15 protein-coding genes are annotated in these 20,305 nt (G+C 73.2%); 3 read left to right on the forward strand and 12 right to left on the reverse strand.

All coding sequences use genetic code 11. The annotated features are described in order from the left end of the window. Window positions 1-80: 80 nt before the first annotated feature. From GT045_RS38040 to GT045_RS38050, 3 genes are all read right to left on the reverse strand, one after another. Complete coding sequence (locus GT045_RS38040; protein ID WP_161336999.1) at window positions 81-1,127, reverse strand: nucleoside triphosphate pyrophosphohydrolase; 1,047 nt, start codon at window positions 1,125-1,127, stop codon at window positions 81-83. Window positions 1,128-1,377: 250 nt separating this feature from the next. Then, the gene (locus tag GT045_RS38045) at window positions 1,378-2,031 is read right to left on the reverse strand and encodes a SurA N-terminal domain-containing protein (RefSeq protein ID WP_161337000.1); all 654 of its coding nucleotides are present in this window, start codon (window positions 2,029-2,031) and stop codon (window positions 1,378-1,380) included. Window positions 2,032-2,242: 211 nt separating this feature from the next. Then, window positions 2,243-3,070, reverse strand: a complete 828-nt coding sequence (locus GT045_RS38050; protein WP_161292263.1) for a glycoside hydrolase domain-containing protein — start codon at window positions 3,068-3,070, stop codon at window positions 2,243-2,245. Between GT045_RS38050 and GT045_RS38055 the strand changes: the two genes are divergently transcribed. Continuing rightward, window positions 3,059-3,325: a hypothetical protein gene (locus GT045_RS38055; RefSeq protein ID WP_161337001.1), complete on the forward strand. Its 267-nt coding sequence runs from the start codon at window positions 3,059-3,061 to the stop codon at window positions 3,323-3,325. The two genes, GT045_RS38050 and GT045_RS38055, sit on opposite strands and share 12 nt — an antisense overlap. Before the next feature lies 1 nt (window position 3,326). On the opposite strand, the gene GT045_RS38060 is transcribed toward GT045_RS38055, so the two are convergent. From GT045_RS38060 to GT045_RS38070, 3 genes are all read right to left on the reverse strand, one after another. Continuing rightward, window positions 3,327-4,820, reverse strand: coding sequence for a serine/threonine-protein kinase (locus tag GT045_RS38060; RefSeq protein ID WP_202529487.1), 1,494 nt, complete (start codon window positions 4,818-4,820; stop codon window positions 3,327-3,329). 38 nt (window positions 4,821-4,858) lie between these two features. Next, a complete protein-coding gene (locus tag GT045_RS38065; RefSeq protein ID WP_161337003.1) occupies window positions 4,859-5,500 on the reverse strand; it encodes a hypothetical protein in 642 nt (213 codons plus the stop codon). Window positions 5,501-5,916: 416 nt separating this feature from the next. After that, window positions 5,917-6,633 carry an HNH endonuclease family protein gene (locus GT045_RS38070; RefSeq protein ID WP_161298075.1) on the reverse strand — a complete coding sequence of 239 codons (717 nt, stop codon included), beginning with the start codon at window positions 6,631-6,633 and terminating at the stop codon, window positions 5,917-5,919. Between the two features lie 206 nt (window positions 6,634-6,839). Here GT045_RS38070 and GT045_RS38075 point away from each other — a divergent pair, with 206 nt between their 5' ends. Continuing rightward, window positions 6,840-7,601, forward strand: a complete 762-nt coding sequence (locus GT045_RS38075) for an SDR family oxidoreductase (RefSeq protein ID WP_161337004.1) — start codon at window positions 6,840-6,842, stop codon at window positions 7,599-7,601. 27 nt (window positions 7,602-7,628) lie between these two features. Here the strand turns inward: GT045_RS38075 and GT045_RS38080 are convergent, their stop codons facing one another. The 4 genes from GT045_RS38080 to GT045_RS38095 all read right to left on the reverse strand — a co-directional run bounded on the left by GT045_RS38080 (window position 7,629) and on the right by GT045_RS38095 (window position 15,194). Then, window positions 7,629-7,985 (reverse strand): MerR family transcriptional regulator, encoded by a 357-nt coding sequence (locus GT045_RS38080; RefSeq protein ID WP_161298077.1) that lies wholly within the window; start codon window positions 7,983-7,985, stop codon window positions 7,629-7,631. A 78-nt stretch (window positions 7,986-8,063) separates the two neighbouring features. Then, complete coding sequence (mfd, locus tag GT045_RS38085) at window positions 8,064-11,594, reverse strand: transcription-repair coupling factor (protein WP_161337005.1); 3,531 nt, start codon at window positions 11,592-11,594, stop codon at window positions 8,064-8,066. A gap of 232 nt (window positions 11,595-11,826) precedes the next feature. Further along, window positions 11,827-14,409 carry an FtsX-like permease family protein gene (locus tag GT045_RS38090; protein ID WP_161287720.1) on the reverse strand — a complete coding sequence of 861 codons (2,583 nt, stop codon included), beginning with the start codon at window positions 14,407-14,409 and terminating at the stop codon, window positions 11,827-11,829. Further along, window positions 14,406-15,194: an ABC transporter ATP-binding protein gene (locus GT045_RS38095; protein WP_161287721.1), complete on the reverse strand. Its 789-nt coding sequence runs from the start codon at window positions 15,192-15,194 to the stop codon at window positions 14,406-14,408. The genes GT045_RS38090 and GT045_RS38095 overlap by 4 nt, the downstream gene beginning before the upstream one ends. Window positions 15,195-15,641: 447 nt before the next feature. Here GT045_RS38095 and GT045_RS38100 point away from each other — a divergent pair, with 447 nt between their 5' ends. Further along, window positions 15,642-17,138, forward strand: a complete 1,497-nt coding sequence (locus GT045_RS38100) for an MFS transporter (protein ID WP_161337006.1) — start codon at window positions 15,642-15,644, stop codon at window positions 17,136-17,138. 206 nt (window positions 17,139-17,344) lie between these two features. Here GT045_RS38100 and GT045_RS38105 read toward each other — a convergent pair whose 3' ends face one another. Together GT045_RS38105 and GT045_RS38110 are read right to left on the reverse strand one after the other, a co-directional pair. Continuing rightward, the gene (locus GT045_RS38105) at window positions 17,345-18,232 is read right to left on the reverse strand and encodes a cellulose-binding protein (RefSeq protein WP_161287723.1); all 888 of its coding nucleotides are present in this window, start codon (window positions 18,230-18,232) and stop codon (window positions 17,345-17,347) included. A gap of 382 nt (window positions 18,233-18,614) precedes the next feature. Then, window positions 18,615-20,305: SUKH-4 family immunity protein (locus GT045_RS38110; protein WP_202529483.1), on the reverse strand; the 1,691-nt coding region annotated here is incomplete at its 5' end.

The raw sequence follows: 20,305 nt of genomic DNA on the forward strand, positions 1-20,305 counted from the left end.
GCCGTGGCCGGTCCCTCTGCCGTGGCCGGTCCTTCTGCCCTTCGCGGTCCCGCCCTTCCCGTCCGCCCTGCCGGTTACCCCTACTCCTCGTCCTCGTCCGCGTCCTCCTCCCCGCCCCCGCCGCCCGCCGCCGGCGCACCCTCGCTCTTCCTGATCACGTCCCGGTACGCCCGCGCAGCCGCTCGCAGCGCCGCCTCCGGATCCACTCCGTCCGCCTCGGCGCGGACCGCCAGTGCGAGGAGCTCGTAACCGATGCCGTCGCCTTCGGGCACGGTGACGTCCAGGTCCGCCGTACGGACGCGGGAGGCGAGCTTGGCGGCCAGGGCCAGGCCGGGCTGGCCGAGCGGGACGCCGTCGGTGACCGAGGTGCGCCGCTTCTCCTCCGCCTTGGTGCGCAGCCAGTGCTCCTTGACGTCCTCCGGGGTCTCGGCCCGCTCGTCGCCGAAGACGTGCGGGTGCCGGCGGATCAGCTTGGCGACGATGCCGCCGGCGACGTCGTCCACGGAGAACGGCGCGTCCGGGTGCTCCTCGGCGATCCGGGCGTGGAAGACGACCTGGAGGAGGACGTCGCCCAGTTCTTCGCGCAGCTCCACGCGGTCCCCGGCCTCGATCGCCTCGACCAGCTCGTACGCCTCCTCGATGGCGTACTTCGCCAGTCCCTCGTGGGTCTGCCCGGAGGACCACGGGCACTCGACGCGGATGCGGTCCATGACCTGCACGAGGTCCAGCAGACGGGCACCGGGCAGGTCGTAGGAGGCGGGGAGCAGTTCCAGCTCCGGCATGGCGACCCGGCCGGAGCCGGCCAGCCGGGCGAGACCGTCGGTGAGCGCCGGCTCTCCCTCGCCGGTCGCCACGACCACCACCGTCCGCCCGCCGGCGCAGGCGTCGACCAGTTCCTGCGCGGTGGGGGACGCCTCCGCCACCGCCGTCCCGGCCTCGCGCAGATACGGCAGCTGCGGATGCGCCCCGTCCGCGCACAGCACGGTGTCGGCGTCGCGCAGGGCCTGCCAGGCGGGCCAGGACAGCAGGCCGGGGGCGACGCGGTGGCTGGTGGTGAGCAGGACGATGCGGCCGGGGGCGGCTTCCGGGCCGGCCGGGGGACGGGCTGCGGGGCTGGTTTCGTTCACGATCCGAACGTAGCCCACGGCGCACGGCGGCGGATTACGTTAACCACAGGGCCGAGGGGATCGTGTGATCGTACGACCGGGCTCGCTTCCTCGGCCCAGGTCACGCCGTCATCGGCTGCCCGTCGCCCGTCGACGCCTCCCCGGCCCGCGTCACGTCGTCATCGGCTGCCCGTTGCCCGCCGACGCCTCCCCGGCCCAGGCCACGTCGTCATCGGCTGCCCGTCGCCCGCCGACGCCTCCCCGGCCCGCGTCACGTCGTCAGCGGCTGCCCGTCGCCCGTCGTGGTGACCTCCCGTACCCAGGGCGTCTTGGCGTCCACCCGGCTGCTCTTCTGGACGTCCCAGGAGCCGTAGCGGGGGTTGAGGTCGACGTGGAGTTCCGCGGACGCCTTGGACAGGGCCTGCCAGAAGGCGGGCTGGCTGGTGTCGGTGCCGAGCTTCGCGGCGAGCTTCTGCGCCTCCAGCTGCAGGCGCAGGTTGTCGTCGAGGTGGCCCGGCGCGATGCCGTACTTCTGCAGCCAGGCCGTCTGCAGGCCCTTGCTGCCGCCGGCCTGCCGCTCCAGGTCCGCGCGCATCCGCTGGACCTCGCTGCGGGTGACGCCGATGCCCTGGTCCCGGGCGGCGCGGTGCAGCACCTGGTCGAGCACCATGTTGTGCAGGGTGTCGCGGGTGAGGCTGCTGGTGGAGGCGACCACCTGCTGGTACTGGCTCTCGTTCGGCACCGCGGCCCGCTGTGCCCGGCGGACCTCGTCGACCCGACTCTGCAGCTGGGCGACGGTGATCCGCTGTCCGCCCACGACGGCCGCGGCACCCGGGTGCGCATCGTTTCCACAGGCGGTCAGCAGGGGTGCCGCGGCGGCGATCGCGGCGGTGAGGACGAGCGCGGTGCGACGGCGGCGGTGCAAGGGGAACCTCCCAGGGAGATTGTGCGACGGTGCACAAAGTCTTGCGGTGATCGATGGTAGGCAGTGGGCAGGCTGCGGCCAACCCATTCGACCAACGATTCGCGCGCGCTTCGGGCACCGCCGCACCACGCCGGGTCCGGCCCCGGGTCAGCCGACGGCGTGGCGGGACCGGTCACCGGGGCAGCCGACGGCGTGCCGGACGGGCCGCCCGTCAGCCGACGATGGCCACCGGCGCGTCCCAGGCGTCCCGGTCGACCGTCAGCGTGACGCCGCCGCGCGTCTCCTTGCTGTTGACCATGTACTGGTGACCGCGGCTGTGGTCGGTGAACTGCGCGGCGCCCCACGGCCAGTCGGTGGTCGTCGTGTCCTTCTGGTCCCACAGCGCGTACCAGAGGTTGCCCGGCAGGTCCGTCTTGTTCGACGCGGTGGCGACGGCCTTGGCACTGGAGCTGCTGAAGCCGTAGTAGCCGCCGCGGTAGGTCTTGGCGCGCAGCGTCTTCGTGAAGGAGCGCACGTACGCCAGGACGGCGTCGTTGCACCCCTTGTTCGTGATGTCGTACGGCTCCATGTCCAGGTAGACCGGGCTGCCGGCCTTCATGCCGAGCGCCGCCGCCTTGGCCACCGCGTCCTTGGCGTCGGTCGCGCCGAGCGAGACGGCCGTCGAGGCGGACAGCTTCTCGGGGCTTGAGCCGGTCTGGCAGGGCGGCTGGGCGCCGACGTAGATCGGTATGAGCTTCCAGCCCAGGGTGTTGACCGACTTCACCCAGGAAGCGGTGAGGTTGGGCTGGGCGCAGCCGCGGTTCCTGCCGCCCACGTAGACCGCGGCGGCGCCGTAGTAGCCGGTGTGCCATGCCTTCATGGCGGACAGCGACGGCGCGGTGCAGGTGTCGAACGCGCGGCCGGTGAAGGTCTTCTGGGCGGGCCAGGTGGTGGCCGCCATGGAGGTCTGTGCGGCGATACCGCCCCCGGCGACGACGGCCGCACCGGCCACCGCCCAGGTGACGTATCTGCGCTTCTTCGACTGCCGGTGACCGGCCATGAGTCCCACCCCTGGTTGTGCACGGCGCTTCACGCGCGCGTGGTCGACGAAAACGGAAGCGATGCCGGCGAAGGCGCCATCGGCGAGGACGACATCGACGCCGACGTCGGCATCGGCGAAGACGGCATCGGCCGACATCGGCGAAGGCGACGTCCGCGGGACGACGTCCGCGAGAACGACGCCTGCGAGAACGACGTCCGCGAGAAGCACGTCCGCGAGGACGGCCTCGGCGAGAACGACGTTCGCGGGCAGTAATCTACCCGCGCACCTGGCCCAGCCACTGGAGGGTCCGCCGGACCTCCACCGCCAGCGGATGACCGGGTCCGTGCAGCCGCTCGACGTCCACGACCAGCCGGGCGAGCGTGTCATGGGCCGCCGGCCGGTCGCCGAGGGCCAGCAGCAGGTGGCCGATCCGGCGGCGGACCTCGTGAGCGAGCTGCGGGTCGCCGGAGACGTACCGGTTCTCGTAGTACGGCAGCAGCGCACGGTACTCGGCGAGCGCCGCCGCCGGTTCGCCCAACTGCTCCAGGCACTGCGCCGCCTCGTAGCGGTGGCGCAGTGCCTGCGGGTCGGCCTGCCCGGCCTCGGCGGCACGCTCGTCGGCGAGGCGGCGCAGCTCGGGCAGGGCACGCCGGTACTGGCCGTCGTCCATGAGCGTGGCCGCGTACTGCCTGCGCAGGGTGCGCACGACCGGGGAGTGCTCGCCGTGCTGCTCGGCGGCGGCCGGCAGGATCGCGCCCAGGACGTCCACGGCCTGCGTGATACGGCCCTCGCCCAGCAGCCGCTTGACGTCGTCGACGGCGGCGGCGACATCGGGCTTGTCCGCCACCGGCGGCGCCGGCACGACGGGGGCGGGCCGGGGCGCGGGGGTCCGCGCCCGGTCCGGCCAGGGGGCGTGCGGGCGCAGGAAGGGCCGCGTCGGGTCCATGGGGGCACCGGTGGGCGCCCCGCGCGCGGGCAGCAGCACAGCCAGGTCCTCGTACACCTCCTGCGCGGACGCCGGCCGGTCCTGCGGATCCTTGGCGAGCAGCCGCAGCACCAGGGATTCGAGTGCCTCGGGGACCTCGGGACGGATACGGCGTACGGGCACCGGCGGCTCGTACAGGTGCCGGTGCAGCACCCCGAGCGCGGTGGAGCCGGCGAACGGCACCTCGCCGCTGAGCAGTTCGTGCATCAGCACACCGAGGGCGTACAGGTCGGTGTACGGGCCGACCGCACCGCCCATCGCCTGCTCGGGCGCCATGTAGGCGGGCGAGCCGATCGGGGAGCCGGTGTGGGTGAGGCGGGTGGTGTCGGTGTCCATCACCGAGGCCACGCCCAGGTCGAGCACGGTGACCGTGCCGTCCTGTCGCACCATCACGTTGCGCGGCTTGAGGTCGCGGTGCACGATCGGCACGGCGTGCACGGCGCTCAGTACGGCGCACAGCTGCGCGGCCACGGCGACCGCCCACTGCCACGGGTAGGGATCGCGCTCGGCGAGGTGGTCGGACAGGTCGGCGCCGTCGACGTACTGCATGACGAGGAACAACTCCCCGGCCTCGCTGCCCGCGTCGTGCACCGTCACCAGCCCGGGGTGGTCCACCTGCGCGGTCACCCGGCACTCGCGCAGGAACCGGCGGCGCAGCTCGTCCGCCTCCTGGCCCGCCACCTTGTCGGGGCGCAGCAGCTTCACCGCCACGCGCCGGTCCAGCCTGCGGTCGTACGCCGTCCAGACCTGGCCCATGCCGCCCTGCCCGACGAGCGTGGACAGTTCGTAACGGCCGGCGACGACACGTCCCGTCGTCACGGTCACCGTCCGCCCTCGTGGCCGTCGTGTCTGCGCAGGTAGTCGCTCAGCTCGTCCAGCTCGGCCCGGACCTGGTCGATCCGCGCGGGCGCGGGACGCCGGGGCGGCGGGGTCGGCAGCGGAGGCCGGGGCACCGCGCCGTGCGGCGCCGGGGGCGGGGTGTGCGGGGCGGCCGGGGGCACCGGTGGCGTGGCGGGTGTGCGGTGCGTGGCCGGCAGGACCGGTACGGTCGTCGCGCCGTACGGGCCCGGCGCCGGGTAGCCGTACGCCGGGGTCGCGTGCTGCGCCTGGTACGCCTGCCGGCGCAGCAGGAAGTGGCGGGTGTCCGCGGCGAGGTAGTACGCGATCGTGGCCACGAGGGTGGTCAGCAGCAGCACGAGGCCCACGTACCCGCTGGTGGTGTGGATCTCGTCGCCGGGCTCGGTGGCCAGCAGTGTGATGCTGAGGACGTCGGCGGCCAGCACCGCCACGAACAGCCCCCAGTCCAGCGACCGGCGCGTGACGGCCGCCAGCCGCAGCATCATCGCCCAGGTCAGGAACCCGATGCTGAGGAACCCGAGCGCCACGAACAGCACACGCAGGAAAACCAGCCACGCGGTGTGCGGTGGCTGCTTCACCGGCTGGCCGTAGCCGTGGCCTTGCATGGCTGCTCCTGTTGCCTGAAGTGGGCGTGCCCACGCGACCGGCTTTGTCCGTCCCGGGACGGACAAAGCCGGTCGTGCGATCGATGCTTCGAGCATATGGCCCGACACGGACAAGCGGCCCGGGATGTACCGAACCGTTGTCCGGCGGCAAGCGACAGGTGACAGACGGCAAGCGACAGGCGGCAGGCGGCAGGCGAGGCCGATCCGATCAGGACCTGAGGCGCCATCTCCACGAAGCAGGAGCGGAAGCGCCGTCTCCACGAAGCAGGACCGGATGCACCGTCTCCACGAAGCAGGACCGGATGCACCGTCTCCACGAAGTACGGCGAGGCGTTCCTGCGGGCCCGGAGCGAGGGGCGAGTCGACGCGCTGGACGGCTTCCGGCGTCCGCTGCGGCCTGAAGCGGTCCGGTCGGGTCAGCGGGCCCGGAAGCGCCCGGGTGCCTCCGTCGGGTTGCCGCCGGTGGGGAGCTTCTGCTTCGGGCAGGTGGCGAGGACCTTCCGCATGGCCGACTGCTCGGCCGCGGTGACCCACAGGCCGTACTTCTTCTTGACGGCGACCTGGGCGGCGACATAGGTGCACCGGTACGCCTTGTTGGGCGGGAGCCAGGTCGCCGCGTCACCGTCCCCCTTGCCGCGGTTGGTGCTCGCGTCGACCGCGATGAGGTTGAGCGGATCGTTGGCCAGCGCTATGCGCTTGCTGGGCTTCCAGTACTTGGCGCCCTTCTGCCAGGCGTCGGAGAGGGCGACGACGTGGTCGATGTCGACCTGACTGCGGCCGCGCCGGTAGGTGATCTCCTTGCCGGAGTAGGGATCGGGTTCCAGCAGGCCGTATGAGACCTTGCAGGTGCCGCCGGTGAACTTCACCTGCTTCAGGTCGCGTTTGAGTATGTCGTCCCGGGTGTCGCAGGAGTTGGAGTCGGTGTCCGCCCAGGCGGTGCCGAACCGGTCCCGGGAGTAACCGGTCTTCGGAGCACGCCCCTTGACGGTGAGCGAGCCGGCCGCGGTGGCGGCCGCGCCGCCGTGACCGGGCTTCGCGGGCCCGAGGGCTCCCCCGTTCTGCTCGGCCGTGCAGCCGGTCGCGGTGACCAGCACGACCATGGCGGTGACCGCCCCGCCCCTCAGAAGCGTCACGGTGCGCCCCCCTTGTCCGCCCGGGTCCGCCTCTCGGACAGGGGCGGACGTTCCCACTCCCCCACGGTAGCTTCCCCTGGCTGCCCATCAGATGGGGCGTTACAGGGTGATTACCCCTCATATCGGGCTTTTTTGGGGGCCGGTGGCGTGTGCCGGGGGCGCGGGGCTTGACCTTGTCACCGGTGTCAGGGTCCGACGATTCCGGCATGAGCGAGAACAACCGCCCCCAGGACCCCCGTACCGTCCTCGTGACCGGCGCCGGTACCGGCATCGGCCGGGCCACCGCACGTGCGTTCGCCGCCGAGGGCGCCCGGGTCGTCGCCGTCGGCCGACGGAGCGCGCCCCTGGCCGCGACCGCCGAAGGACACCCCGGGATCACGCCCCTGCCCGCCGACCTGACCGACGAGGACGGGCCCGGGGCCGTCGTGCGGGCCATGCTGGAGCGGTACGGCCGGATCGACGTGGTCGTCAACAACGCGGCCGTCGTCACCTCCGGTTCCCTGCGCACCTACACGCCCACGTCGGTACGGCCGCTGCTGGACACCAACCTCCTCGCACCGGTGCTGCTCACCCAGGCCGCGCTGCCCGCGCTGGAGGAGAGCCGGGGTGTCGTGGTGAACGTGACGACGTCGGTGGGCCAGCGGGCCTGGCCCGGCAACTCCCTGTACGCGGCGGGCAAGGCGGCCCTGGAGGTGCTGACCCGCAGCTGGGCGGTGGAACTGGCCCCGCACGGCATACGGGTGGTCGCCGTGGCCCCGGGCGCGATCGAGACGCCGATCGCCGGTCACGCCGGCTTCACCCCCGAACAGCAGGCCGCCCTGCGCGCGTGGCAGCTCGCCCACACCCCGCTCGGCCGGGTCGGCCGCCCCGAGGAGGTCGCCTGGGCCATCACCCGGCTGGCCTCCCCCGAGGCGTCGTTCGTGACGGGCGTGGTGCTGCCGGTGGACGGCGGCGCGGTCGTCGCCTGAAACGGGCGGGCGTCTCCGCGGCCGCCGTCAGACGGCCTCGCCCGCCTCCCGGAGCGCCGACGCGAGCCGGTCCCGGACCGCCGTCTGGGCCGCGATGCGGGCGTCGAGCACGGCGAGGCGGTCCCGGGCGATCTCCAGCCCGCGCGCGGAGGCGGGGCCGGCGGTGACGTCACCGTCCAGGCAGGCCAGGAACGCCCGGGCGTCGTCCAGGGTCAGCCCCGCCTCCAGCAGCCTGCGGATGTTGCGGACGCGGACCGCGGTACGGGCCTCGTACTCGCGGTAGCCGTTGGCGGCGCGCGCGGAGGTGATCAGTCCCCGCCGCTCGTAGTGGCGCAGGGCGCGCGGTGTCGTCCCGGTCGCCTCGGCCAGCTCCCCGATCCGCACGCGCGCCCCCGTCTCCCGCTCGGTCCCGTCGCGGGTCGCCTCCGGCGACGCCGCCCTTCCCTTCCGGCCCCCGGCCCGCTAACCCAGGACCGACGTCAGGAACTCACCCACCCAGGCGAGCAGCTCGCGGCCGACCAGCGGCTTGCCGCCGACCTTCGCGGTCTTCGGGCGGGGCACCAGCACCTGGTGCGCGGCGGGCTTGATGACCGTGCCCGGGTAGAGCCGCTTGAGGCGCAGCTCCTGCGACTCGCGCAGCTCCACCGGCGCGAAGCGGATGTTGGTGCCCTGCAGCACGATCTCGCCGACGCCGCAGGCGCGCGCGAGCATCCGCAGCCCGGCCACCAGCAGCAGGTTCTCCACCGGCTCGGGCAGCTTGCCGTAGCGGTCGGTGAGTTCCTCGCGGACGGCCTTGATGTCCTCCTCGCTGTTGGCGGAGGCGATGGCCCGGTACGCCTGCAGGCGAAGCCGCTCGCCGGGGGCGTAGTCGTGCGGGACGTGTGCGTCGACGGGCAGCTCGATCTTGACCTCGAGCGGTGCCTCCTCCTCGATCTCGCCGGTCTCCAGCTGGCGCCGGTAGTCGGCGACGGCCTCGCCGACCATGCGGACGTACAGGTCGAAGCCGACGCCGGCGATGTGCCCGGACTGCTCGCCGCCGAGCAGGTTGCCGGCGCCGCGGATCTCCAGGTCCTTCATCGCGACGTACATGCCCGCGCCCATCTCGGTGTGCTGGGCGATGGTGGCCAACCGCTCGTGCGCGGTCTCGGTCAGCGGCTTCTCCGGCGGGTACAGGAAGTAGGAGTAACCGCGCTCCCGGCCGCGGCCGACCCGGCCGCGCAGCTGGTGCAGCTGGGACAGGCCGAAGGTGTCGCCGCGCTCCACGATCAGCGTGTTGGCGTTGGAGATGTCGATGCCGGACTCCACGATCGTGGTCGACACCAGCACGTCGAACTTCTTCTCCCAGAAGTCGACGACGACCTGCTCCAGCGCGGTCTCCGACATCTGGCCGTGGGCGGTGGCGATGCGCGCCTCGGGGACGATCTCCCGCAGCTTCGCCGCCGCGCGGTCGATGGACTCGACGCGGTTGTGGATGTAGAAGACCTGGCCCTCGCGCAGCAGTTCGCGGCGGATGGCCGCGCCGATCTGCCGTTCCTCGTACGGTCCGACGAAGGTGAGCACCGGGTGGCGCTCCTCCGGGGGCGTGGTGATGGTGGACATCTCGCGGATGCCGGTGACCGCCATCTCCAGGGTGCGCGGGATGGGCGTGGCCGACATGGTGAGCACGTCCACGTTCGCGCGCAGCTTCTTCAGCTGTTCCTTGTGCTCGACGCCGAAGCGCTGCTCCTCGTCGACGATGACCAGGCCGAGGTCCTTGAACTTGGTCTCGGAGGAGAACAGGCGGTGGGTGCCGATGACGACGTCCACGGAGCCTTCCTTCAGGCCCTCCAGGACGGCCTTGGCCTCGGTGTCGGTCTGGAAGCGGGAGAGGGCCTTCACGTTCACCGGGAACTGCGCGTAGCGCTCGGAGAACGTCCCGAAGTGCTGCTGCACCAGCAGGGTCGTCGGCACGAGGACGGCGACCTGCTTGCCGTCCTGTACGGCCTTGAAGGCGGCCCGCACGGCGATCTCGGTCTTGCCGTAGCCGACGTCGCCGCAGACCAGCCGGTCCATCGGGACCGTCTTCTCCATGTCCTCCTTGACCTCGGCGATGGTGGTGAGCTGGTCCGGGGTCTCGGCGTAGGGGAAGGCGTCCTCCAGCTCGCGCTGCCAGGGGGTGTCGGTGCCGAAGGCGTGGCCGGGGGCGGCCATGCGCGCGCTGTACAGCTTGATCAGGTCGGCGGCGATCTCCTTGACGGCCTTCTTCGCGCGGGCCTTGGTCTTCGTCCAGTCCGCGCCGCCGAGCCGGTGCAGGGTGGGTGCCTCGCCGCCGACGTACTTGGTGATCTGCTCCAGCTGGTCGGTCGGGATGTACAGCCGGTCGCCGGGCTGGCCGCGCTTGGCGGGCGCGTACTCGACGACCAGGTACTCGCGGGTGGCGCCCTGCACGGTGCGCTGCACCATCTCGATGTAGCGGCCGACGCCGTGCTGTTCGTGGACGATGTAGTCGCCCGGCTCCAGGGTGAGCGGGTCGATGGTCTTGCGGCGGCGGGCCGGCATGCGGGCGCCGTCGCGGCTCGCGGTGCGCTGGCCGGACAGGTCGGTCTCGGTGAGCACGGCGAGCTTGAGCGCCGGGTCCACGAAGCCGTACTCGATCGAGCCGCAGGAGACGTGCACCACCGAGGGGCTCAGCTCGCCGAGGTCGGAGTCCATGCGGGCGGCGATGCCCTCGCCGCCGAGCACCTCCACCGTGCGTGCGGCCGGTCCGTGGCCCTCGGTGACGTACACCGCGCGCCAGCCGTCGGCGAGCCATCCCTTGGTGTCGGCGAGGGCCCGCGCGGTGTCGCCGCGGTAGGTCTCGGGCGCGTGCATGCCGAGCTTGAGGGTGTCGGCCTCGAGTTCGAGGTCGGCGGCGAACGGCGACACCGACCACCACATCATGTCCAGCTCGCGCGCGTGGTCGCGGATGTCGGCGATGGACCACAGGGAGGCCGCGCCGACGTCGATGGGGGCTTCGCCGCCGCCGGCGGTGGCCGCCCAGGACGCCTGGAGGAACTCCTGCGAGGTCGCCACGAGGTCGGCGGCGCGGGTGCGGACCCGCTCCGGGTCGCAGACGAGGGCCATCGCGCCCTTGGGCAGCACGTCGAGCAGCAGCTCCATGTCGTCCACCAGGACGGGGGCCAGGGACTCCATGCCCTCCACGGCGATGCCCTCGGCGATCTTGCCGAGGAGTTCGCCCAGCTCGGGGTGGTCCTCGGCGAGGGCACGCGCGCGTGCGCGGACGTCGTCGGTGAGCAGCAGCTCGCGGCACGGGGGTGCCCACAGGCCGTGCTCGGCGACTTCGAGGGAGCGCTGGTCGGCGACCTTGAAGTAGCGGATCTCCTCGACGTCGTCGCCCCAGAACTCGACGCGCAGGGGGTGTTCCTCGGTGGGCGGGAACACGTCCAGGATGCCGCCGCGCACGGCGAACTCGCCGCGCTTCTCGACCAGCTCCACGCGCGCGTAGGCGGCGGCGGCGAGGGCTTCGACGATGTCGTTCAGGTCGGCGGTCTGGCCGGTCCTCAGGGCCACGGGCTCCAGGTCGCCGAGGCCCTTGACCTGCGGCTGGAGCACGGACCGCACGGGTGCGACGACGACGGAGACGGGGCCGGTCTCGGGGTCGTCCGGGCGGGGGTGGGCGAGGCGCCGCAGGACGGCGAGGCGGCGGCCCACGGTGTCGCTGCGCGGGCTGAGCCGCTCGTGCGGGAGGGTCTCCCACGAGGGGTACTCCACGACGCCCTCTTCGGGCAGCAGGGTGCGCAGGGCGGCGGCCAGGTCCTCGGCCTCGCGGCCCGTGGCCGTGACCGCCAGCACGGGGCGGCCGGCCTCCCGGGCCAGGGCGGCGACGGCGAAGGGGCGGGCCGCCGGGGGGCCGACGAGATCGACGTGCGGGCGGTTGCCGTCCGCTGCCGCCGCGATCGCTTCCGCGAGGGCGGGGTCCTTGACGACGGCGTCGAGCAGACCGTGCAGGCTCATGAGGGCTTATTCCGTCCGGGGTGGGCAACGCGAAGAACCCGACGCGGAGAAGCAGCCGGGGGTGTCCAGCGTACGACGCGGGCGGAGGTTGCGCCGGAGGCTGTGGACAACGCCCCGGGACGACCCGGGTACGCCGAGAGGCCCGGTGCCGGGAAGTCCTCCTGGACTTCCCGGCACCGGGCTCTTCCCCCGCAACCCCCGTGTGCGGTGGCCGTGTGCCCAGCCCGGTCGGCTAGTCGGTCGCGATGGCGTTGAGTACGTTCATCCGGCCCGCCCGGAACGCCGGGACCAGCGCGGCGAACAGGCCCACGAAGGCCGAGCCGACGAAGACCCAGGTGATCGTCGGCCAGGGGATCTCCAGGACCTTCAGGCCCTCCAGGGCGAGGAGCTTCTGGGCTGTCGCGCCCCAGCCCATGCCGAGTCCCAGGCCGAGCAGGGCGCCGAAGACGGCGATCACCACGGACTCCAGGCGGATCATGCGGCGCAGCTGGCGGCGGGAGAGGCCGATGGCCCGCATGAGGCCGATCTCCCGGGTCCGCTCGACCACGGACAGCGCCAGGGTGTTCACCACACCGAGGATCGCGACGATGATCGCGAGTGCCAGCAGGCCGTAGATCATGTTCAGCAGCTGGCCGATCTGGTCCTTCAGCTCCTGCTTGTAGTCGGTCTGGTCGCGCACGGTGTACTGCGGGAAGTCGTCGTGCAGCGCGGCCTTGAGCGCCGTGTAGGCGGTGCTCTCCCGGCCGTCCTTCGCGGTGGCGAGGACCAGGTCGTCGAGCGGCATGCGGTCGGCCGGCACGTACCTGGCGACGGTGGCGAGGGAGGCGTACATCGCGCCCTTGTCGATGACGGCCTCGTCGCTGGTGATCGCGCGGACCGTCAGCCGGGCCGTGCGGCCGTCCTGGAAGTGGACGGCGACCTTGGAGCCGAGCTTGATGCCGTGCTCGTCGGCGAAGCCCTCGAAGACGGACATCGAGTCCGGCCGGTAGGCGTCGGCGAGGCTGCCGGCCACGGTCTCGGTGCGCACGTCCTGTGCGTAGGTCGGGTCGGCCGCGTTGATCGTCTTCTTCTCGGTGGTGCGGCCGTCCGGCGTGGTCAGGGACGCGTCCAGGACCTTGTACTCGGTGACCCGCTCCAGGCCGGGCGCCTTCTTGATCGCCTGGACCGCCTGCGGGACGATCTCCTTGCCGTTGTCCTCCATGATGATGAAGTCCGCGCCCACCGTCTTGTCCAGCTGGTCGGTGGCGGAGGCGACCATGGAGGAGCCCACCACCGACAGGCAGGCCACCAGGGCCAGGCCGATCATCAGGGCGGCGCCGGTGGCGCCGGTGCGGCGCGGGTTGCGCAGGGCGTTGCGCTCGGCCATCCGGCCCACGGGCCCGAAGACCCGCAGGATGACCGCGCCGAGGACGCGGACCAGGCCGCCGGCGAGCAGCGGGCCGATGACGACGAAGCCGAGCAGGGTGAGCACGACCCCGAGGCCCAGCCAGCCCGAGCCGGTCGTGGCCTTGCCGGCGCCGGCGGCGGCGTACAGGCTCCAGCCGCCGCCGGCGGTGAGGACCAGACCGATGACGGCCCGGACGGCGCCGGCCCTGGCGTCGGCCGGGGCGCCCGCGTCGCGCAGTGCGGCCATCGGGGAGACCTTGCCGGCGCGCCGCGCGGGCAGGTAGGCGGCGAGGACGGTGACGACGACACCGAGGAGCAGGCCGAGCACGGGAGTGGTCCAGGCGACGGTCAGATCGCCGGTGGACAGGTGTATCCCCATCTGGCCCATGAGTTTCATCAGGCCGACCGCGATGCCGACGCCCGCGCCGACGCCGAGCGCGGAGCCGAGCACGCCGAGCAGCAGTGCCTCGATCAGCACGGACCGGTTGATCTGCTTGCGTGAGGAGCCGAGGGCCCGCATCAGGCCGATCTCGCGGGTGCGCTGGGCGACCAGCATGGAGAAGGTGTTGACGATCAGGAAGATGCCGACCAGGAAGGCGATACCGGCGAAGCCGAGCATCGCGTACTTCATGACGTCCAGGACGCTCTGGACGTCCTTCTGGTTGGCTTCGGCGACCTCCTTGGCGGTCTGCACCTTGTAGCCGTGGCCGAGTTCGGCGGTCACGTTGCGCTTCAGCAGCTCGTCGGTGACGCCCGTGGCGGCGGTGACGTTGACGTTGGTGAAGACACCGGTCCGGCCCACCAGGGTCTGCTGGGCGGTCTTCGTGTCCAGGTAGAAGATCGCCGCACCGGGGTTGGTCACCTTGAAGGCGGCGATGCCGGACACGCGCGCGTGGTGCGTACCGACGGCCGTGATCAACCCGATGTCGTCGCCGAGGCCGAGGTGGTGCTTGTCGGCGGTGTCGGCGTCGACCATCACCTGGTCCGGCCCCTTGGGCGCCGCGCCGGAGGTGATCTCCATGGTGCGGGCGTCGTTGCCGTTCCAGCTGCCGACGATGGTGGGCGCGCCGCTGCTGGGCGACAGCTTGTCCTTGTCGGCGTCGATGACGGTCACCGAGGTGGAGAACACCGTGCCCTCGGCCGACTTCACGCCTTCGGCGCCGCGGACCCGGCCGACGACGGAGGCGGGGACGACCGGCGGTCTGCCGGTGCGGGAGGTGGTCTCGCCGGTGTCGGAGGAGCCCTTGGCGCTGACCGTCACGTCGGAGGCGGTCGCCTGGAACAGTTTGTCGAAGGTGGTGTTCATCGTGTCGGTGAACACCAGCGTGCCGCACACGAACGCCACCGACAGCAGCACCGCCATCGCCGACAGCGCCATGCGCCCCTTGTGCGCGAGGAAGTTGCGCAGCGAGGTCTTCAGGACGGTCATGACGTACGCCCCCGGGCGTCGAAGTCCTTCATCCGGTCCAGGACCTGCTCCGCCGTCGGGTGGTACATCTCGTCGACGATCCGGCCGTCGGCGAGGTAGAGGACGCGGTCGGCGTAGGAGGCCGCCACGGGGTCGTGGGTGACCATGACAATGGTCTGGCCGAGTTCGTCCACCGAGCGCCGCAGGAAGCCCAGGACCTCCGCTCCCGCGCGCGAGTCGAGGTTTCCGGTCGGCTCGTCCCCGAAGATGATCTCCGGGCGGGCGGCGAGCGCGCGGGCCACGGCGACGCGCTGCTGCTGTCCGCCGGAGAGCTGGGTCGGCCGGTGCTTGAGGCGCCCGGCGAGCCCGACGGTCTCCACGACCCTGTCCAGCCAGGCCCGGTCCGGCTTGCGGCCGGCGATGTCCATGGGCAGCGTGATGTTCTCGATCGCGTTCAGCGTGGGAAGCAGGTTGAACGCCTGGAAGATGAAGCCGATCCGGTCCCGGCGCAGCTGGGTGAGCTTCTTGTCCTTCAGGCCGGTGATCTCGGTCTCGTCCAGGTGGATGTGACCGCTCGTCACCGTGTCGAGGCCGGCGAGGCAGTGCATCAGGGTGGACTTGCCGGACCCCGAGGGGCCCATGATCGCGGTGAACTGGCCGCGGGCGATGTCCACGTCGACGTGGTCCAGGGCGACGACCCGGGTCTCCCCGGACCCGTACGCCTTCACGACCTGCCGCGCCCGCGCGGCAACGGCCGTACGCCCTCCAGTGCCCCCGTGCCTGGGAATGGTCACAGCCGATGTCACGGTATGTCTCCTATGTCGGTCAACAAGCGGGTGAGCAGCGCCCGGAGTTCCGGGGTGTCGTCCTGGGTACGTCCCTGAGTCTCGCGTCCGGCCGGGGCCCCGCGCGCTGGTGCGAAGCCCCGTCTTGCCGGGGGGGTAAACCCCACCCCTGCCGGTGCGGCCCGCCGCCCCCCAGCGGCGTGAAGCCAGGTTAAGGAGCGGCGCCGGCCCCCTGCGTCCTCCGCCGGGACGAACCCTCCCCGAGCCGTTGTACGGAGGTACCCCTAGGGGTGCTCCACCGTCGGGTGGAGCCTTTCTCGGGGTCGTCTCCACCCTCCGGCCCCCCGGCGGTTCCACCCCTGCCGCACGCCGGAGTCGGCTCACCCCACCGTGGCAAGCTGTCGTCCCGGACATGGATGCAGGGGGCACCGGGGTAGCTTCCGACGGGAAGCACGGGAGGGGTGTGCGGTGGGGAGTACGACACCGGCGATACGCGGCGGGGCCGGCCGGCGGCAGGACAGCGGGCGGCGGGGCGCGGTGGTCGCCGCGCTCATGCTGTCGATGGCGCTGGCGGCACTCGACTCCACCGTCGTCTCCACCGCCGTACCGCAGATCGTCGGCGACCTCGGCGGGTTCTCGGTCTTCTCGTGGCTGTTCTCCGGTTATCTGCTCGCCGTCACCGTCACCCTCCCCGTGTACGGCAAGCTGTCCGACACCTTCGGCCGCAAGCCGGTACTGGTGGTGGGCGCGGTGGTGTTCCTGCTGGGTTCACTGCTGTGCGCGGCGGCCTGGAACATGGGGGCGCTGATCGCCTTCCGGATCGTGCAGGGGCTGGGCGGCGGCGCGTTGCAGGGCACCGTGCAGACGCTGGCCGCCGACCTGTACCCGCTGGCGGAGCGCCCGAAGATCCAGTCCAAGCTGTCCACGGTGTGGGCGGTCTCGGCGGTGGCCGGCCCCGGCCTCGGCGGGGTGCTCGCCACCTACGCGGACTGGCGCTGGATCTTCCTGGTCAACCTGCCGATCGGCGCCGCCGCCCTGTGGCTGATCGTCCGTCATCTGCACGAGCCGGCGCGGGAGAAGACGCCCCGCGCGCGCATGGACTGGGCCGGGGCGCTGGCCGTGTTCGCGTGCGGCGGCGTGCTGCTGACCGCGCTGGTGCAGGGCGGGGTCGCGTGGCCGTGGCTGTCCGCGCCGTCGCTGGCCCTCTTCGGCGCGGGCCTCGCCCTGGCCGCCGCGGTGGTGGCGGTGGAACGGCGGGCAGCGGAGCCGATCATCCCGGGGTGGGTGTGGCGGCGTCGGACGATCGCGGCCGTCAACCTGGCGCTCGGCGCCCTCGGCCTGCTGATGGTGGCGCCCTCGGTGTTCCTGCCGACGTACGCGCAGTCGGTGCTCGGACTGGCGCCGGTGGCCGCCGGGTTCGTCCTGTCGGTGTGGACGCTCAGCTGGCCGGTGTCCGCCGCGTTCAGCCAGCACCTCTACCGGCGGATCGGCTTCCGGGACACCGCGCTGCTCGGCATCGGCCTGGCGTCACTGATCCTGTTCGCGTTCCCGTTCCTGCCCTACCCAGGCTCCTGGTGGCAGCCGACGCTGCTGATGCTGCTGCTGGGCGGGGCGCTCGGGCTGTTCCAGCTGCCGCTGATCGTCGGGGTGCAGTCGACCGTGGGCTGGTCGGAACGGGGCACCACGACCGCCTCGGTCCTGTTCTGCCGGCAGACCGGCCAGACCCTCGGCGCGTCCGTGTTCGGCGCCGTCGCCAACGGGGTGCTGGCCGCGCGGCTGGGCGGAGCCGGCGACCTGGACTCCGTCACCCGCGCGCTGGACGCCGGTACGGCCCCCGAGGCGACCCGGCGGGCTATCGCCTCGGCGGTGCACGCGGTCTACCTGGGAGCGGCGGGCGCGGCGGCGGTGGCGTTCGTGGTGCTGCTGGTGGTGGCGCCGAGGCGGTTCCCGGTACTCCAGGACTGAGCGGCGCCGCGGCGGCCGCGCGCGAAGGGGGCCGGCACCGGCACCGCCGACGGGGGTGTCCGGGCTGGGGGTATCCGGGCCCGGGGGTATCCGGGCTGGGGACGAGACCGGCATCTGCCACCCCGGGTGCCCTAGGACACCCGAGGCCGGGAGGGGGCCTCGCCCGCACGCCGGTCCGGCCCGCCGACGGCACCTGCCGGGCCGTGCTACTCCATCGCCACCCGGCCGGTCAGCGAGATGAGGCTGTCGCGCACGGAGTCCATGTGGGCCTGGACGTCGTCCCAGGTGTCCCCGTGCTCGCGCAGCACCCGTTCCGTCTCCTGGGCGATGTGCTCCGCGCGCACGCGCGCGTCGGCGACGATCTCGTCGGCACGCGCGCGTGCGTCCTCCAGAGAACGGCGGGCGTACTCCTCGGCCTCCTGGAGGGCCCGCTCGGCATCGGCCAGCGCGGTGTCGGCCCGGTTCGCCCGTTCGGCATGCCGGCCGTCCAGCGCGGCCGCCCGCTCGGCCTCCTCGCGTTCGACCGCCGCCCAGCGCTCGGCGTACTCCCGGTACTGCTCGGCGAGCATCCCGTCGGTGCACTCGCGTGCCTCGCGCACCGCGGCGAGCGCCTCCCCGCGGCCCGCCTTCACCCCGCGCCGGGCCCCGATACGGATGTCGTCGGCCTCGGCCCGGGCCGCGAGGAGCCGCCGGCAGGCACTCTCGTCGGCCTCCGCGCGGAGCGCGTCCGCCGCCTCCCGCGCCTCCTGGCGCACCCGCTCGCCGTCCGCCTCGGCCTGCGCGATCCGCTGCCGGGCTTCGCCGCGCGTGCGCTCCAGCAGGTCCGCCGCCTCGTCCCGAACCGACTGGAAGAGCCGCCGTGCGCCCTCCCCGAGCGCCTCGTACGTCTGCGGTCCAAGCTCGGCGACGGCCTCGCGCAGCTGCCCGGCCTCCGCCTCCATGTCCTTGGCGAGCACGGTCAGCCGGGCGGCGCGCTCCCAGGCGGCGTCCCGGTCGTCGGAGAGCGCCTCCAGAAAGGCTTCGACCTGGTCGGGGCGGTAGCCGCGCCCCCGGACGGTCACGAAGCCGTGCGGCGGCATCGATGCGCTGCTCACCCTGGGGACTCCTCTCCACCGGACATACACGACAGAATGATTTCGCGCATATCTTGATGGATCAGGCTCAACCGTACGTAACGCGACACTCCGCAGACGGGTCACGGACGCAACGTCGCAGCTGGCGGTCGGCGTGGCGGACCCGGGCACGCGGAACACAACCGCCGTGAGAGTGACGCCGCCGCTCCGGCCGGCTGCCCGCCGGACCGACTTCGGAGGCGGGCCCGCGTCGCGCACCCGCTGCGCTCCCGGCATGCGTCGGGCCCTCCACGCGCGTGCGTGAAGGGCCCTAGGACTCACCCGCCCGGCGGGCGGTACGCGCCGGGGACGCCACCCGCCCCGTGTGCCGGGGACGGCCACCCGCCCTGTGTGCCGGGGTGCGCTACAGCAGCCCGTCCCACATCTGCTCCAGCAGCACCGACCACCAGCTCTCCGGCGAGCCGAGCGCGGCCGGGTCGAGGGCGGCCAGCTGTGCCTGGAAGTCGACCGTCCAGCGGCCCGCCTGCTCCTGGTTCAGCCCGAACCGCAGACGCCACATCCGGCCCAGCAGCGCCAGGCACCGCGTGAACTCGGGCAGACCGGAGTTCACGAACTGCGGGGGCACCGGCGCACCGCCCGGCCCCGCCTCCACCGGCACGGCCACGATGTTCGCCGTCCCGTACTGCACACAGATCGCCTTGCCGAAGTCGGTGCCCATGACGAGGTACGACCCCGCGTCCGCCGCCGGCTGCACCCCGCGCTCGGCCGCCAGCTCCGCCAGCGTCGGCACCGGACGGCCCGGCTGCGCCTGCGCCCAGAAGAACGGGCCCATGTCCAGCGGAAGTCCGGCCACGACCAGCGTGTGCGCCACGACCGGCGGCACACCCTGCCGGGACACCGCCTGCTGCTCGAACCGGAAGACACCCGGCCCGAACGCCGCGGCCAGCTCCTGCGCGATCGCCTCCGGCGGCACCGGCGGCACCGCCTGCACCGGCGGCAGCGGCGCCCGCACCGGTGCCGGCCGCGCGGGACCGTCCGCCACCTGGTGCAACTCGCCCTGGTGCGCCAGCAACTGGTGCATGCCCTGCTGCCGGCTCGCGTGGTCCGTGCCGTACGGCGCGATGCTCGCGATCCGCGCCTGCGGCCACTGCTCGCGGATCATCCGCGCGCAGTAGGCACCCGGCAGCTCGCACGACTCCAGCTCGGTGTGCAGCTCCAGCACCTGGTCCGGCGGCACGTTCATGGCCCGCAGCTCGTGGAAGATCTGCCACTCCGGGTGCGGCGTACCGGGCGCCGAACGCCGGATCAGCTGCTGCTCGGAGCCGTCCTGCGCGCGGTAGCGCAACACGGCCTGGTAGCCCGGGCCGACCGTCGGCTGCCCCTGCTGCGGATACCCGTACGCCGGGGCCTGCCCCGGCACGGGCACCCCGGGCGCGGGCATCGCACCGGGCGGAGGCATCGCACCCGGTGGCGGCATGGCGCCCGGTGGCGGCATGGCGCCCGGCGGAGGCATGGCGCCCGGCGGAGGCATCGGTGGCGGCGCGCCGGGCACGCCCGGAGGCATGCCCGGGGCGCCCGGCATGCCCGGGGCGCCGGGGGCGGGCGGCGGCGGAGGCGCACCCGGACCGGCCACCGGCGGAGCGGACAGCACGGTCTCGGCGTGATGCACGGCCCCACGGCCACCACCCGGAGCACCGGGGGCACCAGGCGCACCGACGGTTCCCGGCGGCTGCGGGGCTCCGGGCGCGCCGGGGGCACCAGGGCCGCCGGTCGCGCCGGGCGGGTTCGGCATGCCCGGGCCACTTGGGGGCTGCGGTGCGCGTCCGCCCAGCTGAGCGGGGTCGGCCAGCACCGTGGCCACCTGGTGCACGTCGCTCGGCGGCGTACCGCCCGCAGCGTCCGTCGGCGAAACGGGCGGGGTGGGGGCACCCGGGGCCTGCGCCCCGTCCGCACTCACCGGACCGGCCGGCGCGCCCGGGCCACCCGGTGTGCCGGGGCCCTCGGGTCCCAGCGCCGACACCAGCTGCGTCGGAACGTACCCGCCCGCGGGCGCGCCCGGAGCGGGCGGCGGCGCGGCGCCGCCCGGGCCACCGG

The sequence above is a fragment of the Streptomyces sp. SID486 genome, assembly GCF_009865385.1.
Classification (GTDB): Bacteria; Actinomycetota; Actinomycetes; order Streptomycetales; family Streptomycetaceae; genus Streptomyces.

Coding starts and splice junctions, on each gene's coding strand:
- GT045_RS38050 (WP_161292263.1), bottom strand. CDS start 3,070: ATGGCCGGTCACCGGCAGTCGAAGAAGCGCAGATACGTCACCTGGGCG.
- GT045_RS38065 (WP_161337003.1), bottom strand. CDS start 5,500: ATGCAAGGCCACGGCTACGGCCAGCCGGTGAAGCAGCCACCGCACACC.
- GT045_RS38075 (WP_161337004.1), top strand. CDS start 6,840: ATGAGCGAGAACAACCGCCCCCAGGACCCCCGTACCGTCCTCGTGACC.
- mfd (WP_161337005.1), bottom strand. CDS start 11,594: ATGAGCCTGCACGGTCTGCTCGACGCCGTCGTCAAGGACCCCGCCCTC.
- GT045_RS38090 (WP_161287720.1), bottom strand. CDS start 14,409: ATGACCGTCCTGAAGACCTCGCTGCGCAACTTCCTCGCGCACAAGGGG.